This is a genomic window from Vibrio sp. nBUS_14 (genome assembly GCF_051201655.1).
GTDB lineage: Bacteria > Pseudomonadota > Gammaproteobacteria > Enterobacterales > Vibrionaceae > Vibrio.
Genome location: NZ_CP179206.1, coordinates 2329015 through 2351190, shown reverse-complemented (window position 1 = coordinate 2351190; position 22176 = coordinate 2329015). Strand labels below are relative to the sequence as shown.

Annotated in this window: 22 protein-coding genes, 3 pseudogenes and 1 other annotated feature; of the genes and pseudogenes, 9 read left to right on the top strand and 16 right to left on the bottom strand. The window is 44.8% G+C overall.

Annotation, left to right across the window (positions count from 1 at the left end):
• Window positions 1–42: 42 nt before the first annotated feature.
• Window positions 43–2442 carry a YgiQ family radical SAM protein gene (locus ACMAZD_RS11000; RefSeq protein ID WP_435247244.1) on the bottom strand — a complete coding sequence of 800 codons (2400 nt, stop codon included), beginning with the start codon at window positions 2440–2442 and terminating at the stop codon, window positions 43–45.
• A gap of 237 nt (window positions 2443–2679) precedes the next feature.
• On the opposite strand from ACMAZD_RS11000, the gene ACMAZD_RS10995 reads away from it, so the two are divergent.
• On the top strand, window positions 2680–3360 hold the full coding sequence (locus tag ACMAZD_RS10995; RefSeq protein ID WP_065111093.1) for a hypothetical protein: 681 nt from the start codon (window positions 2680–2682) through the stop codon (window positions 3358–3360).
• A 132-nt stretch (window positions 3361–3492) separates the two neighbouring features.
• Entirely contained in the window at window positions 3493–3693 is a 201-nt protein-coding gene (locus ACMAZD_RS10990) for a DUF4250 domain-containing protein (RefSeq protein WP_435247243.1), read from the top strand.
• 178 nt (window positions 3694–3871) lie between these two features.
• Here ACMAZD_RS10990 and ACMAZD_RS10985 read toward each other — a convergent pair whose 3' ends face one another.
• Complete coding sequence (locus ACMAZD_RS10985) at window positions 3872–4783, bottom strand: LysR substrate-binding domain-containing protein (protein WP_435247242.1); 912 nt, start codon at window positions 4781–4783, stop codon at window positions 3872–3874.
• Window positions 4784–5061: 278 nt separating this feature from the next.
• Here ACMAZD_RS10985 and ACMAZD_RS10980 point away from each other — a divergent pair.
• Both ACMAZD_RS10980 and ACMAZD_RS10975 read left to right on the top strand, forming a co-directional pair.
• Window positions 5062–5226: pseudogene (locus tag ACMAZD_RS10980) on the top strand (hypothetical protein); the annotation flags it as partial.
• A gap of 43 nt (window positions 5227–5269) precedes the next feature.
• On the top strand, window positions 5270–5380 hold the full coding sequence (locus ACMAZD_RS10975; RefSeq protein ID WP_435247241.1) for a hypothetical protein: 111 nt from the start codon (window positions 5270–5272) through the stop codon (window positions 5378–5380).
• 106 nt (window positions 5381–5486) lie between these two features.
• On the opposite strand, the gene ACMAZD_RS10970 is transcribed toward ACMAZD_RS10975, so the two are convergent.
• The 5 genes from ACMAZD_RS10970 to ACMAZD_RS10950 form a co-directional block, all read right to left on the bottom strand.
• Window positions 5487–5882, bottom strand: a complete 396-nt coding sequence (locus tag ACMAZD_RS10970; protein ID WP_435247240.1) for a GspS/AspS pilotin family protein — start codon at window positions 5880–5882, stop codon at window positions 5487–5489.
• Window position 5883: 1 nt separating this feature from the next.
• Window positions 5884–6180: a YciI family protein gene (locus ACMAZD_RS10965; RefSeq protein ID WP_004741234.1), complete on the bottom strand. Its 297-nt coding sequence runs from the start codon at window positions 6178–6180 to the stop codon at window positions 5884–5886.
• Window positions 6181–6373: 193 nt separating this feature from the next.
• On the bottom strand, window positions 6374–6772 hold the full coding sequence (yciA, locus tag ACMAZD_RS10960; RefSeq protein ID WP_435247239.1) for an acyl-CoA thioester hydrolase YciA: 399 nt from the start codon (window positions 6770–6772) through the stop codon (window positions 6374–6376).
• Window positions 6773–6967: 195 nt separating this feature from the next.
• Entirely contained in the window at window positions 6968–7534 is a 567-nt protein-coding gene (locus ACMAZD_RS10955; protein WP_435247238.1) for a septation protein A, read from the bottom strand.
• A gap of 109 nt (window positions 7535–7643) precedes the next feature.
• Window positions 7644–7892 (bottom strand): hypothetical protein, encoded by a 249-nt coding sequence (locus tag ACMAZD_RS10950; protein ID WP_435247237.1) that lies wholly within the window; start codon window positions 7890–7892, stop codon window positions 7644–7646.
• A gap of 238 nt (window positions 7893–8130) precedes the next feature.
• Here ACMAZD_RS10950 and ACMAZD_RS10945 point away from each other — a divergent pair, with 238 nt between their 5' ends.
• Window positions 8131–8892 carry an IS5 family transposase gene (locus tag ACMAZD_RS10945; RefSeq protein WP_102276546.1) on the top strand — a complete coding sequence of 254 codons (762 nt, stop codon included), beginning with the start codon at window positions 8131–8133 and terminating at the stop codon, window positions 8890–8892.
• Window positions 8893–9083: 191 nt separating this feature from the next.
• On the opposite strand, the pseudogene ACMAZD_RS10940 reads toward ACMAZD_RS10945, so the two are convergent.
• Window positions 9084–9269, bottom strand: a pseudogene (locus ACMAZD_RS10940) (transcriptional regulator); the annotation flags it as partial.
• On the opposite strand from ACMAZD_RS10940, the pseudogene ACMAZD_RS10935 reads away from it, so the two are divergent.
• Window positions 9239–9697, top strand: a pseudogene (locus ACMAZD_RS10935) (transporter substrate-binding domain-containing protein); the annotation flags it as partial. The pseudogenes ACMAZD_RS10940 and ACMAZD_RS10935 overlap by 31 nt on opposite strands.
• 183 nt (window positions 9698–9880) lie before the next feature.
• On the opposite strand, the gene ACMAZD_RS10930 reads toward ACMAZD_RS10935, so the two are convergent.
• The gene (locus tag ACMAZD_RS10930; protein WP_435247236.1) at window positions 9881–11140 is read right to left on the bottom strand and encodes a dicarboxylate/amino acid:cation symporter; all 1260 of its coding nucleotides are present in this window, start codon (window positions 11138–11140) and stop codon (window positions 9881–9883) included.
• A 468-nt stretch (window positions 11141–11608) separates the two neighbouring features.
• Here ACMAZD_RS10930 and ACMAZD_RS10925 point away from each other — a divergent pair, with 468 nt between their 5' ends.
• Window positions 11609–13015, top strand: a complete 1407-nt coding sequence (locus ACMAZD_RS10925) for an NfeD family protein (RefSeq protein ID WP_435247235.1) — start codon at window positions 11609–11611, stop codon at window positions 13013–13015.
• Window positions 13016–13097: 82 nt separating this feature from the next.
• Entirely contained in the window at window positions 13098–13895 is a 798-nt protein-coding gene (locus ACMAZD_RS10920; RefSeq protein ID WP_435247234.1) for a slipin family protein, read from the top strand.
• 100 nt (window positions 13896–13995) lie between these two features.
• Here ACMAZD_RS10920 and trpA read toward each other — a convergent pair whose 3' ends face one another.
• The 7 genes from trpA to ACMAZD_RS10885 all read right to left on the bottom strand — a co-directional run bounded on the left by trpA (window position 13996) and on the right by ACMAZD_RS10885 (window position 21189).
• Entirely contained in the window at window positions 13996–14802 is an 807-nt protein-coding gene (gene trpA / locus ACMAZD_RS10915) for a tryptophan synthase subunit alpha (protein ID WP_435247233.1), read from the bottom strand.
• Window positions 14802–15992 carry a tryptophan synthase subunit beta gene (trpB, locus tag ACMAZD_RS10910; protein WP_435247232.1) on the bottom strand — a complete coding sequence of 397 codons (1191 nt, stop codon included), beginning with the start codon at window positions 15990–15992 and terminating at the stop codon, window positions 14802–14804. Before trpB ends, trpA begins: the two co-directional genes overlap by 1 nt.
• Window positions 15993–16152: 160 nt before the next feature.
• Window positions 16153–17628, bottom strand: a complete 1476-nt coding sequence (gene trpCF, locus ACMAZD_RS10905; RefSeq protein WP_435247231.1) for a bifunctional indole-3-glycerol-phosphate synthase TrpC/phosphoribosylanthranilate isomerase TrpF — start codon at window positions 17626–17628, stop codon at window positions 16153–16155.
• Window positions 17629–17653: 25 nt separating this feature from the next.
• On the bottom strand, window positions 17654–18649 hold the full coding sequence (gene trpD, locus ACMAZD_RS10900) for an anthranilate phosphoribosyltransferase (protein ID WP_435247230.1): 996 nt from the start codon (window positions 18647–18649) through the stop codon (window positions 17654–17656).
• Window positions 18650–18658: 9 nt separating this feature from the next.
• Window positions 18659–19285, bottom strand: coding sequence for an aminodeoxychorismate/anthranilate synthase component II (locus ACMAZD_RS10895; protein ID WP_017108377.1), 627 nt, complete (start codon window positions 19283–19285; stop codon window positions 18659–18661).
• A 2-nt stretch (window positions 19286–19287) separates the two neighbouring features.
• Window positions 19288–20877 (bottom strand): anthranilate synthase component 1, encoded by a 1590-nt coding sequence (locus ACMAZD_RS10890; protein WP_122046347.1) that lies wholly within the window; start codon window positions 20875–20877, stop codon window positions 19288–19290.
• A 125-nt stretch (window positions 20878–21002) separates the two neighbouring features.
• Window positions 21003–21117: a sequence feature (Trp leader region), on the bottom strand.
• A complete protein-coding gene (locus ACMAZD_RS10885) occupies window positions 21064–21189 on the bottom strand; it encodes a trp operon leader peptide (RefSeq protein ID WP_009848753.1) in 126 nt (41 codons plus the stop codon). (Overlaps the previous feature by 54 nt.)
• Before the next feature lie 120 nt (window positions 21190–21309).
• On the opposite strand from ACMAZD_RS10885, the gene rnm reads away from it, so the two are divergent.
• On the top strand, window positions 21310–22164 hold the full coding sequence (gene rnm / locus ACMAZD_RS10880) for an RNase RNM (RefSeq protein WP_009848752.1): 855 nt from the start codon (window positions 21310–21312) through the stop codon (window positions 22162–22164).
• Window positions 22165–22176 lie beyond the last annotated feature (12 nt).

Genomic DNA, 22176 nt, shown 5'->3' with positions numbered 1-22176 from the left:
CGCTTTGTGTTTTTACGATAGCGAAGTCAATGTCTCGCTATATTAACGTTGTGTTGCGCGCTGGCGATTCTTTCCGTTACTAGCAGGTTTAACACCTTGACCATTGCCCGCTTTGTTGCGGTTTGGCTTGCCATTTCCGCCGCCACTACCTTGCGATTGCTGGCTAGCAGGGGCTTTTTTGATGAAGCCAGTCGCTGGTTTATTACCATTACCGTTCTGCTTCCCGTTGCCCTGATTACCGTTGCTTTGGCTGCCTGTTGGCTTCTTACTACCCGGTTTAGGCTTATTGCCACCAGGCTTAGAATGGTTACGTGGGCTTTCGCCTCCAAGACCCGGTTGAGCTTTACTGTGCTTAGTTGCGAAACGTTGTGAGCCGTGACGACCAGACTTACGACGCTGTGCCGGTGTCTGAGCTTCAAAATCTTCTTCTGGTACTAAGCAGTTCGCTTTGTCACCAATTAGATGTTTTTTGCCCATGCTGATTAGCGCTTCACGGATGATTTTCCAGTTTTCTGGATCGTGGTAACGAAGCAATGCTTTATGCAGACGACGTTGACGATCGCCTTTAGGCACTGGAACATCTTCACGCTTTTTGTATTTCACGCGCTTCAGAGGGTTGGTCTCTGAGTAGTACATCGACGTAGCATTGCACATTGGCGATGGGTAGAAGTTCTGTACTTGGTCACACTCGTAGTTATGCTTTTTCAGCCACAATGCAAGGTTAAGCATGTCTTCGTCTTCCGTGCCTGGGTGAGCAGAGATGAAGTAAGGAATTAGATACTGTTTCTTACCTGCTTCAGCGCTGTACTTCTCGAACATCTCTTTGAAACGATCGTAAGTGCCCATGCCCGGCTTCATCATCAGATCCAGAGGGCCTTTTTCAGTATGCTCTGGAGCGATCTTCAAGTAACCACCAACGTGGTGAGTCACAAGCTCACGTACGTATTCTGGAGACTCAATCGCAAGGTCATAACGAACACCTGATGCGATCATTACTTTCTTGATGCCCGGAACCTTCCTCGCAGAGCGGTAAAGGTCAATAGTGTGTTGGTGGTCTGTGTTCAGTTTTTCACAGATTTTAGGGAACACACATGATGGGCGACGACAGTTAATTTCAGCTTTAGGATCAGAACAACCTAAGCGATACATGTTCGCTGTTGGGCCACCCAAGTCAGAAATAGTACCGGTAAAGCCAGGTACTTTATCTTTAATGTCTTCGATTTCATCCAGGATCGATTCTTTCGAACGGTTCTGAATGATACGACCTTCGTGCTCTGTGATTGAACAGAAAGAACAACCACCAAAACAACCACGCATGATGTTAACCGAAGTTTTGATCATGTCGTATGCAGGAATATTTGCTTTGCCATACATTGGGTGGGGAACACGCTTGTACGCAAGGCCAAACACGTAATCCATCTCTTCAGTTGCAAGAGGAATTGGGGCTTGGTTTACCCACAGCTCGCGGTCACCGTGACGTTGAATAAGAGCACGACCTGAATACGGGTTAGTCTCTAGGTGCAGAATACGGCTAGCGTGAGCGTAAAGAATGCGGTCGTTATTTAGCTTTTCGAAACCAGGGATACGAACTGCGGTTGTTTTTGCGTCGTGACGAGAAGGGCGAATAGTAATAGGCTGCGCCTTTACTTCTTCTTTTTCGTCTTTCTTGGTATCACACTGTGTTTCTACTTCGTACGGGTTAACCGGAACGTAGGCTTTGTTCGGTTTTTCGATACGAGAAGAATCGATAATTTTGTAACCTTCAGGCGCTGCAGGCAGGTTGATTGCTGTGCCACGAATGTTTGTCAGCGTTGACATGTCTTCGCCGTCAGCAATGCGATGTGCCACTTCAACCAGTGCACGCTCGGCGTTACCGAAAAGAAGGATGTCTGCTTTTGCATCAAACAAGACAGAGCGACGAACTTTATCAGACCAGTAGTCGTAGTGCGCAACGCGACGTAAGCTTGCTTCAATACCACCTAGAACGATTGGTGTGCCTTTGTAGGCTTCACGACAACGTTGAGAATAAATCAGAGTTGCACGGTCAGGACGCTTACCACCTTCATTGTTTGGTGTGTAGGCATCGTCGTGACGAAGTTTGCGATCAGAGGTATAGCGGTTGATCATGGAGTCCATGTTACCCGCTGTGATGCCGAAGAATAGGTTAGGTCTACCGAGTTCCATGAAGGCATCTTTACTGTCCCACTTTGGTTGGGCAATGATGCCCACGCGGAAACCTTGAGCTTCAAGCAAGCGGCCAATGATAGCCATACCAAAGCTCGGGTGATCGACATAAGCGTCACCAGTTACAATAATAATATCACAGCTATCCCATCCAAGAGCATCCATCTCCTTTCTACTGGTAGGCAAAAAGGGTGCTGTTCCGTAGCACTCGGCCCAGTATTTTTTGTGTTCGTGAATAGGAGTGATATCGCTGTACATATTTCAACCTCTGATTTTTGAGGCGGGAATTATAGCGGCATGAGCCTAGACTAGCCAGTAGAACATACCCCTGTTAGTTCTGATGTTTTTCGGATTCAGTCGTTAACCAGCACCCGGCACCCCATGCAACAGCGTAGTTGAAGCCTTGAATAACGTCGCTAATTTGTGATTTTGATTAGTGTTCACAGCAGTTTTTGATATTATTCGCGAAAATAAGTCTGAATAAGTAGATCCACAATGGTCGAATCATTATTAGTACAATTTGCTCCCATGCTATTAGGAGCCCAACTGATCTTAACTTTAATCTTAGTGAAGGGTGATATTTGCCCTGGTCAACGTGGCCGTATTCACAAGATGTTACCTGCAATTGGCGTGCTTTGGCTTGCTGTTGCTTCATTAAGAATTGAAGCGTTTCTGATCGTATTCGCTATCTTCTATTTCTATTCTCAAGTTCAAACTAAGAAGACACGTGACTCAGGCCCTATCTGGGTGATGTATCTTGCGTGTGGTTTGGCGCTGTCATACGTCGCTATTCAAGCAAGCGAACAGGTAAACCCGGTTGGTATTATTGCGACTGTGTTGCTAGTGGCTCTACTGGGTGCTTCTTTCGGACATTTACTGCTAACTATCGCAAGAACGCGCTTACAAGCATTTCACCGCGTTCTGCCTGTTGTGGGCGTATTAAGTGGTATGCTGGTGGTGTTGGCGACCGTGATTAACGTTTATTCACTTTCTGAAGCCCAACTAGAACCTGTTATCTCTACCTTGTTGTTTAGCTTTGCTTTGCTTATCTCTTCTATCGTGGTTTGGTGTTGGCATTTGCTGTTTGTCAAAACACCTGAGAAGCTGCAGTTAACGATAGCATTGCTGATGTTATTAGCGTCAGTGATTGGCTTAACACCGGTTTGGGCGTTGTAAGAGGCTGTCGAGATCTCGAAACTTTTATTTGATTAGAGCAGTGGTAGCGAAAGAAGTGTGGTCTGTTTTTAAGCATGCGGCTGGTAAGCGTTCTAAACTTAATTCTAATCGTGTGTTCGTTAGGAGTTCAGGATGGATTTAAGCAACGTTAAAAGTTTCGATAGCATTATTTTGCTCGGGATCGTCAACGAAAAGCTTCGTTTGGAATGTGATAGCTTTGAAGAGTTGGTCAGCATGTATGAAATGGATATAGAAAGTGTCGTCGGTAAGCTGGATATACTTGGCTATCAATACGATCCACTGACTAATCAGTTCAAGTCTTATCCAAGATAAGCTTGAATTGGCGCATCATCGCTCGTATTCAATTAAGTATCGTCCACGCTAGTTAATACTGAATTGATGCTGAGAAAAAAGTCACAGATTATCTGTGACTTTTTTGTATCTGGCGCTTACTTTTTAAGCTTGCATCTAAGGTGGAACGCAGGCTCATTTAACTTAACAATCAATACCGTTAAACGACCTCAATCCCATCTAAGTGACTCTTACTCTGCTGCCTTGCAGTGCTAAAGAAAGCTTTTAGGTAAGGCTTGTCTTTCTCAGAGTTTCTTACCGCCGCAAACAGTCGTCTTGACAGCCCTTTACCTAATGGTTTACTGGCAATTAACCCTTGTCTCGAAAATTCACTGATCGCCCAATTTGGTAAGGCTGCAACCCCTAGACCGGCTGATACCATTTGTACCAACATTAATGTGTTATCTGCCTGTTTCCATTTCTTCGGCTCTATGCCTGCCGGTTGTAAAAAGTGCTTCACAACATCAAGACGCTGTTTTTGAACAGGATAAGAGAGCATCGTGATATCGCTAAGATCTTGTGGTTCTATGCTTGGCTTTTCTGCTAAAGGTGAGTTAATGGCGGTGATCAAACGCATTTCGAAATCGAAAAGTGGCTCATAGTGGACCTCTGAACGCGGCTGAATGTCTGAGGTGATCACCAAGTCCAATTCTCCAGCCATCAAAGCCGGCAGAGGTTCAAAGCCAAAGCCTGATGAGAAATCGAGCGTCACGCTTGGCCAGGCAACTTGGTACTCCTTCAAAGCTGGCATTAACCATTGGAAGCAGGAGTGACATTCGATCGCCATGTGCAATCGACCATTCACATCCTCTTTCAGACTCGCGAGTTCGTTCTCCGCTTTAGCGATTCTTGGTTGTATCTCATCTGCGAGCTTAAGCAAGATCTCACCTTCAGAGGTGAATTTTACGGGCTTAGTTTTACGAAGGAAAAGCTGACCGCCAATGCGAGCCTCAAGGTCTTTCAATTGGTGAGAAAGCGCCGACTGAGTCAGATGAAGAGAGGTCGCAGTGGCTGTAAGCGAGCCACTGTCTCTCAAGGTGGTCAATGTTCGAAGGTGTTTAAGCTCTATCATGAGTATTCCTCATATTCCCTAAGCCAATTCAATATTTCTTAATAATCACCCTACGGTGTTTTTGATCTTTTGTAAACGTCTAGATGTCCAGATGGATTTAAACTACTCATCTTTGGTTTATTCAAGATGAATATTATTAATAAACAAGATGAATATTTGACGTTGTCCATAGATCGGATCAAGGCGATAGTTTAGTCATCCAGACGCCTTTATGGGAGAGTGACATCATCAAAGGCAGTCTGACCGGAAATTAAAATTATCGGATAAGGAACAGACTCATGACGACAACAACGCATATTATTGGCTACCCACGCATTGGTGAAAAACGCGAACTTAAATTCACGCTCGAGAAATACTGGCGCGGTGAAATCGACCAATCTGAGCTTAAGCAGATTGGTAGCGAGCTAAGAAATCGTAACTGGAATGTACAAGCCTATGCAAATTCAAAGGCCACATTTCGGATGCGGTCAAGCCCTTGATTTAGATGTGCTTGTCCATGGTGAAGCTGAGCGTAATGACATGGTGGAATATTTTGCAGAAAACCTTGTGTCGGCGACTAAGACACTGCGTAAAGAGTGGGAAGCCACAGAAGCTTAAGCATAACTAACACTGGGGTTTGATTACGCTCTAATCCACGATGAACCACAAAAAAGGCCTCGCAAATGCGAGGCCTTTTTGTTTAATGCTTGTTCGAATATCAAATCTAGCTGCTGCTCTGGCATGTATCTTTGCTGATCAGCTTCTCAACCATCAATTGTCCGCGAGTGTTACGAATTTTGATGTTGTAAGCCAAGCCCATGTCTAGGTTTGCTCTTACTTCTGAATTAGTGCAGTAGCTATTCAAACTCATATCGACAACTTGTTTTAAAGGCTTCGCACCTTTAGCGTCTTGGTTGTAGATCATCATGATTTCAATCACGGTGTTTTTTGCGAGTACTCGCATCACTGACAGTGGACCATACTCAATTGGTAGGCCTGCTGATAAAACGCCAGCACGGTGCTGCGCCATCATCTCGAGTTGTCTTTGTTGGTCTTGCTCACTTGAAGCACAGCCTGCAAGCAGAGCCAGCGCTAGTGAGCCAATAATCCATTTTTTCACGTTAAAATACTTTCTTGAATGGTTTTACGATGACATTTTGGTAGACACCAGCATCAATGTACGGGTCTGCGTCAGCCCATGCTTGTGCGTCTTCTAAAGAGTTGAACTCAGCAATTACAGTAGAACCAGTGAAACCCGCTTCACCAGGGTTATCTGAATCGATAGCTGGCATTGGACCTGCTGTTAGAAGTCGACCTTCATCGTGAAGTGTTTGTAGGCGTTCTAGATGTTGTGGGCGAACACTTAGGCGTTTTTCTAATGAGTTTTCGACGTCTTGAGAAAAAATCACGTACCACATGTTGAGATATCCTTATGTTACTTCACTGAATTAGAGCGATTAAATTATTTATCTGGCTAATTTACGCGAACTAATGGGTATTGGAAGAGCTAATGATAAGAAATTGTGAAATGGTGCGGCAGAGTGAGAAGATCTTTAGCATTTTTAATCGAAATGACTAAAGACCTTTGAGATAGATAAGGTCGTCGAAGGACTATTTGTTGATTGGGCGAGGTTTACCGCTTTCGTCAACAGCAACGTAGTTGAATGTCGCGCCACATACCTTGTAACGATCGCCTATGCCGTGATCAAGTACCGGCTTAACCCATACCTCTAGGTCGATATTCATCGAGCTGCGGCCAATATTGGTGCAGTCGCCATAAACACAGACCACATCGCCAACCGACACTGGCTGTTTGAATTCGATGCTTGATACTGACACGGTGACTATTTTTCCGTTTGAGATTTCTTTCGCAAGTATGCCGCCAGCCAGATCCAGTTGAGACATTATCCAACCACCGAATATTTGACCTGCTGCATTGGTATCAGAGGGCATTGCCAAGGTGCGAAGAAGTAAAGAACCAATCGGGTTCAAAGTTGATTGAATAGTCATTGTTGTACTCTTAATGGTATTGATTGTTTTGAATTAAAATAGATGTGTTTATGTGACTCGTGGTGGTCGTATTTTTAACGTATTTACCGAACCCAAACAATCAGTGGCCAATGATCACGAGTATCATTGGCCACTGTTAAATTGCATATTAATAATAATTGTATCAAAAAGGGGGTGAGGACTCATCCCTAAGGGTTATTTCTCGTCGGTATTTTTATCCGTTAACTCTTTCTGCTGATCTTTTGGTAAATGCTTATAAATATAAACCCTCGTTAGCAAGGTAAATGCAAAAGTAGCGATCAGTAGGCCAAACACTTTGAAGTTGACCCACACATCCAATGGTAGGTTAAAAGCAACGTAAACATTGAGGATCGCACACAATGTGAAGAACAGAGCCCAAGCCCAGTTGATCTTGCCCCATACCGTTTCAGGAAGAGAGATCTCTTTACCCAACATGCCTTTAATCGCTGATTTTCCCATTAGGTGACTGACAGTCAGGCCGATAGCGAATAGCGCATAAACGATGGTTACTTTCCATTTTATGAAGTTGTCATCATGCAAAAAGATGGTCATGCCACCAAATACGGCAACCATCAAGAATGTGATGATCTGCATTTTCTCTACTTTCTTGTAGATAATGTACGTCAAAACGATTTGTACTGCGGAAGCAACAATCAATGCGCCTGTAGCTGTGTAGATGTCGTACATCTTATACAGCGCAAAGAAAATGATGAGAGGAATGAAATCAAGGATTTGCTTCATGTGGCACTGAGTATCCAGTTAGTTGAGTTGCAGACAGTCTAACCAAAATTGCCTCGATGCTAAATAGCCCGAGACAATTGACTGCAAAACTAATGGTGTGTAACTCCTGTTACTGCATGGACGATGTTTGGTATCGGGGGATCAATTTCTTGATGTCCTCAAGATAGCCCTCACTCTTCAGACTGTCCAAGGTATTTTCAAGCTCTTGCTCACTCATCGCAAAACAAGTCGACTTGCCCGTCGTCAGGTCAAGGTACTCGTGGTACTCACGCTCAGTGAAGTGACCAATTCTATCGATTAGTAAGGTCTTAATTCCATGGTGAATTAAGCCGTAGTATGTATGTCTTTGTAAGGTCATAGCCTATCCTCGGTGACAAGCTGCAGTTATATGGTTGCAATCTACTGCATATTGGTTGGGTCATCTATGACAAAGCAATTAGAATGCCATTTTGTTCGTTGGAATAGAGTTTCTGAGATAAAAAGTCGAATTAATTTTCTTTTCAACTAGGGCGTGTTGATCTTTCGTGAGTGTTTTTTGAACAGCATGGTAAAGAGTTATAATTTGCTTCGCCAAAAGTAAAACCATAACCAATACCATGCCAAGAACAATGCTAACTGATATTCGCTGGGAACTGCTACTCCAAGTTATGAAAAGTACAGGTCGTATTTACGATAAAACTGAACATCGAATGACATTTGAAGGAATACTTTATCGAATGAGAACAGGTATTCCTTGGCGAGATCTACCCTCTGAGTTCGGAGAGTGGAGTACCGTTTACAGACGATTTAATCTTTGGTCAAAGAAAGGGATTTTAGATAATCTTTTCAAAAGCTTATCTAGCATGGCTGACTTTGAATGGGTATTTCTTGATGGCTCTATAGTTAGAGCGCATCAGCATAGTACAGGTGCAGCTACTGAAAGTTCAGAGCAAATAGGAAAAAGTCGCGGGGGCAACTCAACCAAAATTCACTTAGCTGTAGATAGTGGTGGCCTGCCGATTTGCTTTGATTTATCAGAGGGACAACGCCACGATATAGTGCATGCCGAAAGCTTAGTTGAGCAACTCGATGAAGTTAATACCATCGTTTGTGATAAAGGATATGACAGCGAACCTTTCCGTACTTTTGTTAAGGAACGTGGCGGAGAAACAGTAATTGCTAAACGCAATTACGGACAAGATATAGACAAAGACAGTATGGATTGGTGTCTATACAAGTATCGTCACTTGGTCGAAAATGCCTTTGGGAGAATTAAGCATTATCGAGCTATTTCAAGTAGATATGACAAGCTAGAAAGGAATTATGCCAGCATGTTATCACTGGCATTCATGTTAATGTGGCTACCGATGTATTGTTGAACACGGAATGTACAGCAAAGATCAACACGCCCTAGTTACAGGAATGTACGTTCTATTCTTTAAAAACCAATACGTAGTTGGCGCAAAATAGTTTTATTTTGATAATGGTGAAATTTTCATTATGACTAATGAATGAAGCTTTAATGTTTTTCAATTGGCAATTTGATAGCCGCTAACCTCTAACCGACTAGCCAATCACTTTGTTCGTTATTGGCGTGTAGCCATGTGTATTGAGCAAGCTTGTGTGGCTTGATTAGAGAAGAGGAACCGCTGGCAAGGTGACTGGGTTTAATACTTTGTGCTTGGCAGACTGGCGCGACTTGTTCGTTGAACAAGAGTTGGCTAACAATCGATTGTTGGCTTGGCTTCGATGCGTATTACCGAAGAGCGTAAGCGCAAAATCTTGTTCACAGATAAGTATTACCAAACACCAGCTGTGTTTGTTGCGGCTAAGAGCGCAGAATTTAGCATTGATGAGGCCGGCCTAGCGGGTAAAAATATTGGTGTGCAGCAAGGTACGATTCACGATCGTTACACAGGACAAGACGAAGTCTATCTTGATATGCAGAATGGTCGTTTAGATCTAACGTTTGGTAACTCCGGTCAACTGTCACTCGCTTTCTTAGACAAGAAAGAAGGAGAGGATTTTGAATTCAAAGGCAAAGCAGTGACCGACAAAGCCTACATTGACAAAGGCACGGCATTAGCGTTAAGAAAGCAGGATTCAAAACTGGCGAAACAATTCAACAACGCGATTGAAGAGATCAGAGCCAACGGTACTTACGACAAAATTGCTGTTAAGTAGTGCACGTTTGATATTTATGGTGCTGATTTGTAATTCGTCTAACGCCTAAAACTAAATCACTAAAAACGAAAAATCCAAGGGCTGTGAAGCTCTCGGATTTTTTCGTTTATGTCAGTGGTATCAATTCAATCAATAATCAACCATCAACCATCAACCATCAACCATCAACTTAGCGTTTAGTCTTTAAGCTTGCTGCTTTTGTAGCTCAGCTTCTTGTTCTTCGTCTTTGATTAGAGAATCAACGATTACTGCACATGCTGCATCACCAGTGATGTTTAGAGCAGTACGAATCATGTCGAAGATACGGTCTAGAGCGAACAGCAGAGGTAGACCTTCAATAGGGATACCAGCGGCTAGAAGAACGGCAACCACTAGGAAAGAAGGACCCGGAACTCCCGCTTGACCAACAGCACCTAGCGTAGAGGTTACGATGATAGCAACGTAAGCGCCCATAGAAAGGTCGATGTTGAACAGTTGTGCGAAGAAGATAGCCACTAGGCCGTAGTAGATTGCGTTACCAGACATGTTGATCGTCGCGCCCAAAGGCAGAACGAATGAAGCGGTAGAGTTACGAACACCAAGTTCTTTCTCTACTGTTTCCATTGTTACTGGTAGTGTCGCCATTGAAGATGCTGTTGATAGTGCAACCGCTTGAGGTTTCTTCATTGCAACTAGGAACTTCTTAGCTGAAGTCTTAGTGAAGATTTGAATCATCAGTGGGTAAGCAACAAAGCCGAAGATAAGAATCGCAGCGATGTAAACAACGAACAGTTTGAACACAACCATAAGCGCGCCAAAACCAAACGTACCTACAGCTTCAGCCATTAGGCCGAATACGCCAAGTGGTGCAATGATCATAACTTTGTTGATCATCCATACCATAGCGTCAACGATAGCATTTACACCGTTGATGATAGGGTCACGCTTCTCTTTTGCTTGTTTAGAAATCGCAATACCAAAGAACAAGCAGAAAACGAGAATTTGCAGAATGTTTGCTTCATTCAATGATTGGAAAACGTTGGTAGGGATCATGCCAGTGATGGTTGCCCAGAACGTTGGAAGCTCGCCTTTCGCAGCGTATTCTGAAGAGAACATGCCTTCAACGCCAGAAACATCGATACCACGACCCGGTTCGAAAACTTCACCCATTACAAGCGCTAGTGCTACAGCAAGTGCAGACGTTAGTGCAAAGTAACCCAGTGTAGTGATACCGACTTTACCTGCCGATGAGCTATTACCTAGACCAGCAGCACCTGAAATTAGGGCAACCGCGACTAGAGGAATAACCAGCATCTTGATCAAGTTGATGAAGATAGCACCCAGTGGAGCGAACATTGTTGCGCTGTCACCCATCATCGCGCCGACTACGGTCCCGATGATCATTGCAATAACGACTTGAATGCCGATGTTGCTTAATAAACTCTTTTCTTTTAACACTTCCATAACCTCTGTGCTACTAAATATAAAAATCCCAGAATTACTCACCAATGTACGATGTACCATTGGATAAATATTTCGCGAAGAGTTTTACACGTATCCTTTACATTTATCAATATGAGCGGAGGTGAAAGTCTCTTAAAAACCGGAGCTGAATCGCTATGAGGTGTTTTTTATACCAGGGCAAACGTTTGCTTTTTGTTTTTGGCTGATACGTTATTTGTTTAATTTATAAAAGGTTTGATCGGTGTGGTTTTGTGAATGCTTTTGGTGGAATTCTGTTAACTCATCTTTATTAACATTTATTCTTAATTGGCGAGTGCTTTTTATACAAAACTGGGAGGGGTAAGATGAGATGTTGGTTGTGCTAAATTTAGCCTGAACTATGCTTAAGGTATCTATTTATTACCAAGATGTTACTTCTACGCTTGAATAAAACGTCAATCTAGCATCTCAGTTGTAAGGAGAAGGTGCATGACTTTTATATCAAAGTGCTTATTTGCGTTTCTTCTGCTCTTTAGTTCTGCCTTAGCTCAGGCTGATGATGTTTGGGTTATTGAGATTAATGGTGTTATTGGACCGGCAACGAGTGACTACCTCACCAGAGAGATAGAACAAGCTCATGATGAGCAAGCTAAGCTCATCATATTGAAAATGAACACGCCCGGCGGTTTAGATACGTCGATGCGAGACATCATTAGAGCGATAACGACATCGCCTATTCCTGTCGCTACATGGGTGGGGCCGGCTGGCTCACGTGCTGCGAGCGCGGGGACGTATATCTTGCTAGCCAGCCACATTGCTTCGATGGCCCCTGGTACCAACTTAGGTGCAGCTACCCCTGTTTCTCTCGGTGGTGGTAAAGCGCCTTCAAATCCTTTATCCCCTCAAGATGATACCAACAAAGACGACGACACTTCTACGGCCAATGAAAGTACTCAAGAGCCACAAAACTCTGATCAGGTGAAAGCCACCACCGCGATGGAAAAGAAAGTCATTAATGATGCAGCGGCTTATATCGTAAGTTTGGCTAAGCTACAAAATCGTAATGAAGAGTGGGCAGAGAAGGCGGTAAGAGAAGCAGCAAGCTTGGATTCGGACAATGCGCTCACGCTTAATGTGATTGATTTCATCGCGAGCGACCTACAGCAATTGGTTGAGTTGAGTAATAGACGCACCATCACAATCAATGGTGTCAGTCAGGAAATTCAGCTCAGTGAGGTGGCTTTTGTCGAGCGAGAGCAAGATTGGCGCTTAAGCCTGCTTTCGGTGATCACAAATCCAAATGTCGCCTACATTCTGATGCTCATCGGTATCTATGGCTTGCTTCTTGAGTTCTATAACCCCGGCGTTGGTTTACCGGGTGTCTTAGGGGGTATTTGCTTGCTACTCGCCATGTATTCCTTGCAAATGCTGCCAGTGAGCTACGCGGGCCTTGCCTTAATTCTATTGGGAATTGCCTTAATGGTGGCAGAGGCCTTTAGCCCAAGCTTTGGTATTTTCGGTTTGGGTGGCGTTGCCGCATTTACATTGGGCTCAATCATGCTGATGGACACTGAGGTTCCGGGTTACCAAATCGCATTACCGTTAATTATTGGAATCAGTTTGTTCTCTGTCGCCTTTATCGTCGTAACAATTTCAATGCTAGTCCGAGTGAGAAGCAAGCCAGTGACTACGGGGATGGAAGCGGTTGTTGGCGACACAGGCAAAGTGGTAAGCGGTTTCCCTGGAGCCGGTCGAGTATTGGTCGAAGGTGAGATCTGGCAAGCCAAATGCGCGAGTGAACTGCAAGCGGGGCAGATCATCAGAGTCACCAAGTTGACTGGGCTCTCTTTGGATGTTGAAGCGTTGCCCGATGATACATCATCGAAATCTGTCTAGCACGGACTGTTAGCGTGGGGTGCTAGTACAAACTTGATTGGGTTATTAATTGCTTAGCCATCGTTACCATTAGGGGGCGGTTATGTTTATACACACTATAGGTATTGTTATTGTGCTCGTTATCTTGTTGATAGCCAGCATGTTCAGAGTGCTGCGCGAGTACGAGCGTGCAGTGGTGTTTTTCCTCGGGCGCTTTTACGGTGTGAAAGGGCCGGGGTTAATTATCATCATTCCTTTTATCCAACAAATCGTGCGAGTGGATCTACGAACTATCGTTTTGGATGTACCAACACAAGATTTGATCACACGCGATAACGTGTCGGTCAAGGTAAATGCCGTGGTGTATTTCCGAGTGCTGGATCCGAAGATGGCGATCAACAACGTTGAGAACTATCTTGAAGCGACCAGCCAACTGTCACAAACAACACTTCGTTCGGTTCTCGGTCAGAATGAATTGGATGAGCTGTTGTCTGAGCGTGAAGAACTCAATAGAGACTTACAAGCTATCTTGGATCAACACACCGATAACTGGGGGATCAAGATTGCCAATGTCGAGATCAAGCATGTTGATCTGGATGACAGTATGGTGCGTGCTCTTGCTAAACAAGCCGAGGCGGAACGCTCTCGTCGAGCCAAGGTAATACATGCGACAGGTGAGTTAGAAGCATCGAGCAAATTACGTGAAGCGGCCGAAGTACTGAATCAAGCGCCTAACGCCATTCAATTGCGATATATGCAAACGCTAACCGAGGTGGCTAACGAAAGAACCTCCACCATCATCTTCCCAATGCCCATCGATCTAGTGGAGAAGATAACCGACCCGATCAAAGCGACGCTCAATGAGGCTGCAATCAAGAAAGCAATGAAAGCCGATGAGTGATTGGCTCAAATGAAAAGCAATAAAAAAGGCTCCACAGTTGTGGAGCCTTAGAGTATTTGAATCGCTGGTTCTATTTAATGACCAATGATATTACTAGCCGTTACTTCTGCGTTGCCGCTTTCATTGGCGTAACAAACTCAGCAAGTGCTTTAAGCATTGCTTTTGGTTGTTCAACGTTGTTTTCAATGATTTTCACAACCGCTGAGCCAGAGATAGCACCTGCAGCGCCAGCTACAATCGCTTCTTTCACTTGTTCAGGAGCAGATATACCGAAACCAAGCAGTGCTGGTGGCGCATCAAACTTGTTCAAACGATCAAGTAGGGCTGTCACAGGCATGTTTGCTTTTGTTTCTGCACCCGTTACGCCTGAGCGAGAAAGTAGGTAAGTGTAGCCACCACCTAACTCAGATACTGACTGAAGTGTTTCATCGGTCGCTGTTGGCGGAGCTATAAAGATTGGGTGAATACCAAACTTCTTCGCTGCAGCAACAAACTCACCGCTTTCGTTGGTTGGTACATCAGCAATCAATACTGAATCGATACCTGCTTTTGCACAACGTTCGTAGAAGTTCTCGATACCACGTGCGTAAACCAAGTTCGCGTACATCAGTAGGCCGATTGGCAGCCCTGGGTATTTAGCGCGAATTTGACCAATAAGATCAAAACACACATCTGGCGTTACTTTAGAATCTAAAGCACGAATGTTTGCGCCTTGGATTGTTGGACCATCAGCAAGTGGATCTGAGAATGGGATACCAAGCTCAAGTGCATCAGCACCCGCATCAACGAGCGTTTCCATGATCTTAAGAGACTGCTCAGGGTTAGGATCGCCAACCGTTAAGAATGGTACAAATGCGCCCTGATTCTTTTCAGCTAAGCGAGTGAAGAGTGATTGATAGCGATCCATTATAATGCTCCTTTCTCTTTAAGAATGTCGTGTACAGAGAAGATATCTTTATCACCACGACCAGATAGATTAACCACTAATAGCTGTTCTTTTTCTGGGGCATCGTGAGCCATTTTAACTGCATGAGCCAAAGCATGAGATGACTCTAGCGCTGCGATAATACCTTCTTTACGTGCAATCAATTGGAACGCTTCTAGCGCTTCGTCATCGGTCACGTTGTCGTATTCAGCACGGCCAATGGCATTTAGGTGCGCGTGTTGAGGACCCACTGATGGGAAGTCTAGACCCGCAGAAACAGAGTAAGACTCTTCTACTTGGCCGTTCTCATCTTGCATTAATGGTGCTTTCATACCAAAGAAGATACCCGTTTTACCGTGTTTAAGCGGCGCGCCGTGTTGGTCGGTATCAATACCTTTACCAGCAGGCTCTACACCGATTAGGCGAACAGACTCTTCTTCAATGAAGTCAGCGAACATACCGATAGCGTTTGAACCACCGCCGACACAAGCGATAACCGCATCTGGAAGGCGACCTTCACGAGCTAGGATTTGGTTCTTTGTTTCTTCACCAATCATGCGTTGGAAATCACGAACGATGGTTGGGAATGGGTGAGGGCCAGCCGCAGTACCCAGTAGGTAGTGTGCTTCTTCGTAAGTTGCAGACCAGTCACGTAGCGCTTCATTACATGCGTCTTTTAGCGTTGAAGAACCTGAATGAACAGGGATAACCTCTGCGCCCATTAGCTTCATGCGGAACACGTTCGGGCTTTGACGTTCAACGTCTTTTGCTCCCATGTAAACGCGACACTTAAGCCCTAATAGAGCACACGCTAGAGCAGTTGCAACGCCGTGTTGGCCTGCGCCTGTTTCAGCGATGATTTCTTGCTTACCCATACGTTTAGCAAGCAGCGCTTGACCAAGTACTTGGTTTGTCTTGTGTGCGCCGCCGTGAAGTAGATCTTCACGCTTTAGGTACAGTTTGGTTTTTGTACCTTTAGTAAGGTTACGAGCCAGCGTTAGTGCTGTTGGACGACCTGCGTACTCTTGTAGAAGCGTCATGAATTCACTGCGGAACTCAGGATCGGCTTGTGCATCGATAAATGCTTGTTCTAGTTGGTCTAGTGCTGGTACTAGGATCTGCGGTACGTATTGACCACCGTATTCACCGAAGTAGGCATCGAGTTTAGCCATTGTGTTATTCCTTCAATTCTATCGATGTGTATTCACACCAAGTCATTTAATCTTGTTTGAGCTTCGCAAAGGCAAAGCTCACTAATATGTTTTTAGTTTCCGCTTTCTAGTTTCTAGGCTCTAGGTTTTAAGTTCTAGCTCTTAAGCTCTAGAAGCCAGACTAGTAATTACGAATCGCGGCAAAAGCGCGTTGCAGTTTGTCTGCGTCTTTTTTACCTGGAGCCGATTCAACACCAGAGTTTAGGTCTAATCCTAAACAACCTAACTTAGCGGCTTGGTTAGCATTGTCTGGTTTTAGGCCACCCGCCAACATGATTGCGCTTTGGTTGTTGATTAGGCTCCAATCGAACGCTTGACCTGTACCACCCGTTTGAGAACCCACTTTAGTATCTAGCAGGTGACGAGTCACGTTGCTTTTCAGTAATTCTGGTAGCGTGCTTTTAGCACCGTTTTCAGCGCCGTTTTCAGCGCCGTTTTCAGCACTGCAAGCCACACCGTAAGCTTTCCAAATCTCAACGTGTTCAGGTAGAGATTGTTTTAGTTCATCGACAAATGCTTGAGACTCATCACCGTGCAGTTGCACCGCAAATAAACCTAGCTCAGAAACCGTTTTCGCAACGTCAGTTACGCTATGATTTTGGAACACACCCACGTAGTTCAAAGGTGCGCCGCTCATGGTTAAACGAGCTGCTTCGATATCAACATGACGCTTAGATGCTTCAACGAAAATCAGACCACCGAATACTGCACCGGCTTGATAAGCCTTTGCTGCATCGTCAGAGTGAGTTAAACCACACACCTTGTTTTCACCGAGTGTCACTTTACGCACCGCAAGCTCTAGGTTCTTTTCAGCCATCAGAGAGCTACCGATTAGGAAGCCATCTGCAAATGTTGAAAGGTCACGAACTTGTTGATGTGTGTAGATGCCAGACTCTGAAATCACGACTGCGTTTGGAGCCAGTTCGCGAATCAGCGGAGCCAACTCTTTGGTACGGTTCAAATTAGTCGAAAGGTCACGTAGGTTACGGTTATTAATACCGATCACTTTTGCTTTTAAAGCGACAGCGCGATGAAGTTCTTCTTCGTTGCTGACTTCGGTTAGTACACCCATATTTAGCGAGTGAGCGACGTCAGCAAGTGCTTTGTATTCTTCGTCATCTAATACCGATAGCATTAGCAAAATTGCGTCAGCTGAGTAGTGACGAGCTAAGTAAACTTGGTAGGTATCAACCATGAAGTCTTTACACAGGATAGGCTGCTTAGCAATGCTGCGAACCTTAGGTAAAAACTCAAAGTCACCTTGGAAGTACTTCTCGTCTGTCAGCACTGAAATCGCGTTGGCGTGGTGGTTGTAAACCGATGCAATGTAGTCCAAATCAAACTCGTCACGGATTAAACCTTTTGACGGTGATGCCTTCTTACATTCAGTGATGAAAACCGTTTGTTCACCGCTCAGAGCATCATAAAAGCTGCGGTCTGTTGCGGTTAACGCTGCTTTAAACTCGTCCAACGGTTGAGTTTGCTTACGCTCTTCAACCCATTGGTATTTATCACGAACGATTTTTGCTAATACTTCCGCCATTTCAGCTTCTTTGACTGAAACGTGGGTCGACAATTTATCGGTAGTCTGTGTCATGTTCTTTGTCTCAATTCGTCGTTCGTTAAGCGTGTGCAGCAAGCTTTTGCACAAGCTTGTACGCTTTGCCAGAGTTCATCGCGTCAATTGCTTGCTGTGCGTTGACTTTTAGGTCTTCGTGACCAAATAGACGCATCAATAGAGCAACGTTCACGGCTACTGCGCCAACTTGGGCTTCAGTGCCTTTACCCGTTAGGATATCGGTTGTGATGGCTTTGTTCTCTTCTGGCTCGCCGCCCTTGATTGCTTCAAGAGGGTGAGTGTTCAAACCAAAGTCTGCCGGTGTCACAGTGTATTCGTGAATTGCGCCGTCTTTGATTTCAGCAACGATGGTTTCGCCATGAATAGCCACTTCATCAAGGCCGCTACCGTGCACAACGGCAGCACGCTTCATGCCCATTTGCAGCATGGTTTCCGCGATAGGGCGTACTAGCTCTTTGCTGTAAACACCCATTAGCTCGATGTTAGGGCGAGCAGGGTTAATCAGTGGGCCAAGGATGTTGAAGATAGTACGTGTTTTCATAGTTTGACGAACAGGCATCGCGTGACGCACGCCACCGTGGTATTGCGGAGCAAATAGGAATGCTACGCCAAGCTCATCGACAGCCGTACGAGTGTCTTCCGCGGTCATCGCTAGGTTGATGCCAAACGAATCCAGTAGGTCAGAAGAGCCTGATTTGCTCGATACACTGCGGTTACCGTGCTTCGCGACTTTTAAACCACACGCTGCGGCAACAAATGCAGAAGTTGTCGAGATATTAATGGTGTTGTGACCGTCGCCACCTGTACCTACGATGTCTGCAAAATCGTAATCAGGGCGCGGGAACGGGTTTGCATTTGCAAGCAGTGCTTTCGCCGCGCCAGCGATTTCATCAGGCGTTTCGCCTTTGATTTTTAGTGCAGTCAGCGCTGAAGCCATCAAGATTGGGTCTAGCTCACCCTTGATGATCACATCAAATAACTGTTGGCTTTCTTCTTGAGTAAGAGACTGCTGTTCGTAAAGTTTATTAATCTGTTCCATGATCGTTTCCTATATTCCTGTCTTCTCAAGGGGAGAGCTTTTCTCTAAATGAATAGGTTTCTCAAGAGCCCATTCGATAGCGTTCGCCAGAAGCGTTGCACCGTAGGTCGTCATAATTGATTCAGGGTGGAATTGGAATCCACAAACCTTGTCTTGTTCTTGAACCACAGACATTACCAAATCATCGACTTCAGCGGTCACTGTTAAGCTATCAGATACATGCGTTGCTACTAAAGAGTGGTAGCGAGCGATAGCCAGCGGCGAAGGTAAGCCTTGGTAAGTCGCATGATTTTGGTGTTCCATCATCGACACCTTACCATGAATGATTTCGCCAGCGCCTGCAACGGTGCCACCGTAGGCTTCAACAATCGCTTGGTGGCCTAAGCAAATACCAATCATTGGCACTTTGCCTTTTAGCAGCTGAATCAGCTCTGGCATGCAACCCGCATCTGCTGGAGCGCCAGGGCCGGGTGAAAGCAGTGCAACCGGGTTATCTAATTCGTTGATCGCCGCTTCAACGACCTTTGCAGGAATGTTGTTACGGTAAATTTTTACGCTGTGACCTAATGAACGAAACTGGTCTACAAGGTTGTATGTGAACGAGTCGAAGTTATCGATGAATACAATATCAGCCATAATTACGACTCCTTATTACTTGTTAGGTTTTTAGTATGTGCAGCTTGAATTGCTGAGATGACCGCTTGAGCTTTGCCGCGAGTTTCATCAGCTTCTGCTTGTGGGTCTGAGTCGAATACCACACCTGCGCCCGCTTGTACTTGTGCCACGCCATCTTCAACGTAAGCAGAGCGAATCACGATACAAGTATCTAACGTGCCTTCACCAGTTAGGTAACCAACTGCACCGCCGTAGCTACCACGACGTGTTTTTTCTACGTCACGAATAAGCTGCATTGCACGGATTTTTGGTGCGCCTGTTAGCGTACCCATGTTCATACAAGCTTGGTAAGCGTGTAGGGCATCTAAGTCTTCACGTAGTTGACCAACCACACGAGAAACCAAGTGCATCACATGACTGTAGCGATCAACTTTCAGCAAGTCTGCTACGTGGCGAGTGCCAGCTTCTGCAATACGTGCCACATCGTTACGTGCTAGGTCTACCAGCATCATGTGTTCAGCGTTTTCTTTCTTGTCGGTACGCAGTTCAAGTTCGATACGGCTATCTAGGTCGAAATCAATTTGACCATTCGGGCGTTTACCGCGACGACGAGTACCAGCAATTGGGTAAATTTCGATTTGGTTGGTTTCAGTTTCGTACTTCAGTGCACTTTCTGGAGAAGCACCAAACAGAGTAAACAGCTCGTCTTGCATGTAGAACATGTAAGGGCTTGGATTACTTTGCTTGAGTTCTTTGTAAGCCGCCAGTGGAGCAGGGCAAGGTAGCGTAAAGCGGCGTGAAGGAACTACTTGGAACACATCGCCTTTAACGACGTACTCTTTTAAATCACGAACCGTTTGGCAGAAGTCTTCATCTGAAACGCTTGGTACTGCGTCAACGTTGTCGAGCGGCGTAACTTCTGTGATGGCTTTCAATGACTGACACTGTGTTTGAATGTCGGCTAGGCGCTCAGTTAATTGAGCTTTGATGCTTTCATCTTGAGCAAACAAGCTCGCGTGAAGTAGGCCCTCGTTTTCTTGGTGGTCGAAACGTAATAGAGTCTCGGCAACGTAGAAAACAAAGTCAGGGCAGTTGTTGGTCGCTTCAGCATCGCCTAGCGGTTCAAAGTTCGCCACGATGTCGTAAGCGAATAGGCCAGCCATGAATAACGCGTGTTTGTTATCCGCGTCTTGCTCAAAGCTGTGTTGAACCAAACGCAGTGCATCGAATGAAGACGCTTCTCTTAAACGTGAATCTTCGTCTAATTCGTTGCTTGGTTCGACAAAAGTCAGCGTCAATACGTTATCCGTAAGGTCAGATTTGATCTCTGTTTTAACGTTTTGAGCTAGGTGTTCGATTAGCGCTTGACCATTTTGAGTCAACGCTTGAAAGGTTACTTCATGTCCGCGACATACGATGCGAACAGCAGAGTCGATAAGGAGTAGGCTTGTTAGGTTCTGTTTAGATTCAATCTCAGCAGATTCCAACAACAGACTGTCTGTTTTGTTTTCACACAGAGTATGAAAAACACTGGTTGGATCTTGCGAGTAAGGAACGGAAGAATTGATGACCTCAATGGTTCCCAGCTTTTTGATTTCAATGGCCTTGTTCACAAGACCTCCTTTATGATTCTTTAAATTTCCTGCCGTACATAGTCGCATAAAGATAACGTTCACCCAATCTAGAATATGGTCAATTCGTTGATTTGTTAGTCAGTTGAATGTGAGATGTTCGACAAATTAAAAAGCCCGCTATGAAAGCGGGCTTAGTGATAACTTTTTTATAAACAAACTGTTTAATTAGAAGTACACGTTGGCCCACCAAGAACTTGTCCAAGTGCGCCACCAATTAAGCTCTGAACTTGCTTCTACTGAAGAAAGTTCTAAAACTTTATCTTTATGGTTTTGGTTAAATTCTTGTAACATAGTGAACCTATCAAATGTGATACTTCGTATTTGTGTACTAGTTAACTAGTTTTGCGCTTGCAGGTCAAGTGCGTTGACACAAATATAACGATAAAAATTGAAAACAATGAAAAAGAATATATGAGAATTGATCTACATAGTCATACAACAGCCTCAGATGGCCGACTTACTCCACCTGAACTGATTGACCGAGCGCTAGGCTTTAACATCGAAGCGTTAGCGATTACAGATCATGATACGACTGATGGACTTGCAGAAGCACGCAGCTATATTGCTGATAACAATCTTCCTATTCAGTTGATTAACGGCATCGAGATCTCAACCGTTTGGCAAAACAAAGATATCCATATTGTTGGGTTAAACGTCGATCCTGAATCACCAGAATTGAAAGCGTTAATTGAACAACAGAAGCAACACCGTGTCGGACGTGCAGAGATGATTGCTCAACGTCTTGAGAAAGCGACCCGTGAAGGTGTGTTAGAAGAGGTTAAGTTGATTGCAGGTGATGCACCAATTACTCGAGCACACTTTGCGAAATGGTTAGTCGACAATGGCTACGCGAAAACCATGCAGCAGGTGTTTAAAAAGTTTCTTACGCGCAACAATCCAGGTTATGTGCCGCCAACATGGTGCTCAATGAGTGATGCTGTCACGGCTATTCATGCGGCTGGTGGTCAAGCGGTATTAGCTCACCCTGCGCGATATGGCCTTACCGCCAAGTGGGTTAAACGCCTTCTCGCTGCATTTGTTGAAGCAAATGGTGACGCTATGGAAGTGGCTCAACCTCAGCAAGCACAACAAGAAAGACGCACACTTGCGGATTATGCTATACAATACAAACTATTAGCCTCCCAAGGCAGCGACTTCCATTACCCATCCCCATGGATGGAGCTTGGACGTAATCTCTGGCTACCTTCTGGGGTCGAAGAAGTATGGAAAGATTGGGAGTTTCAAACGGTTTCACCATCTGAATAGTCTTTAGGTGAA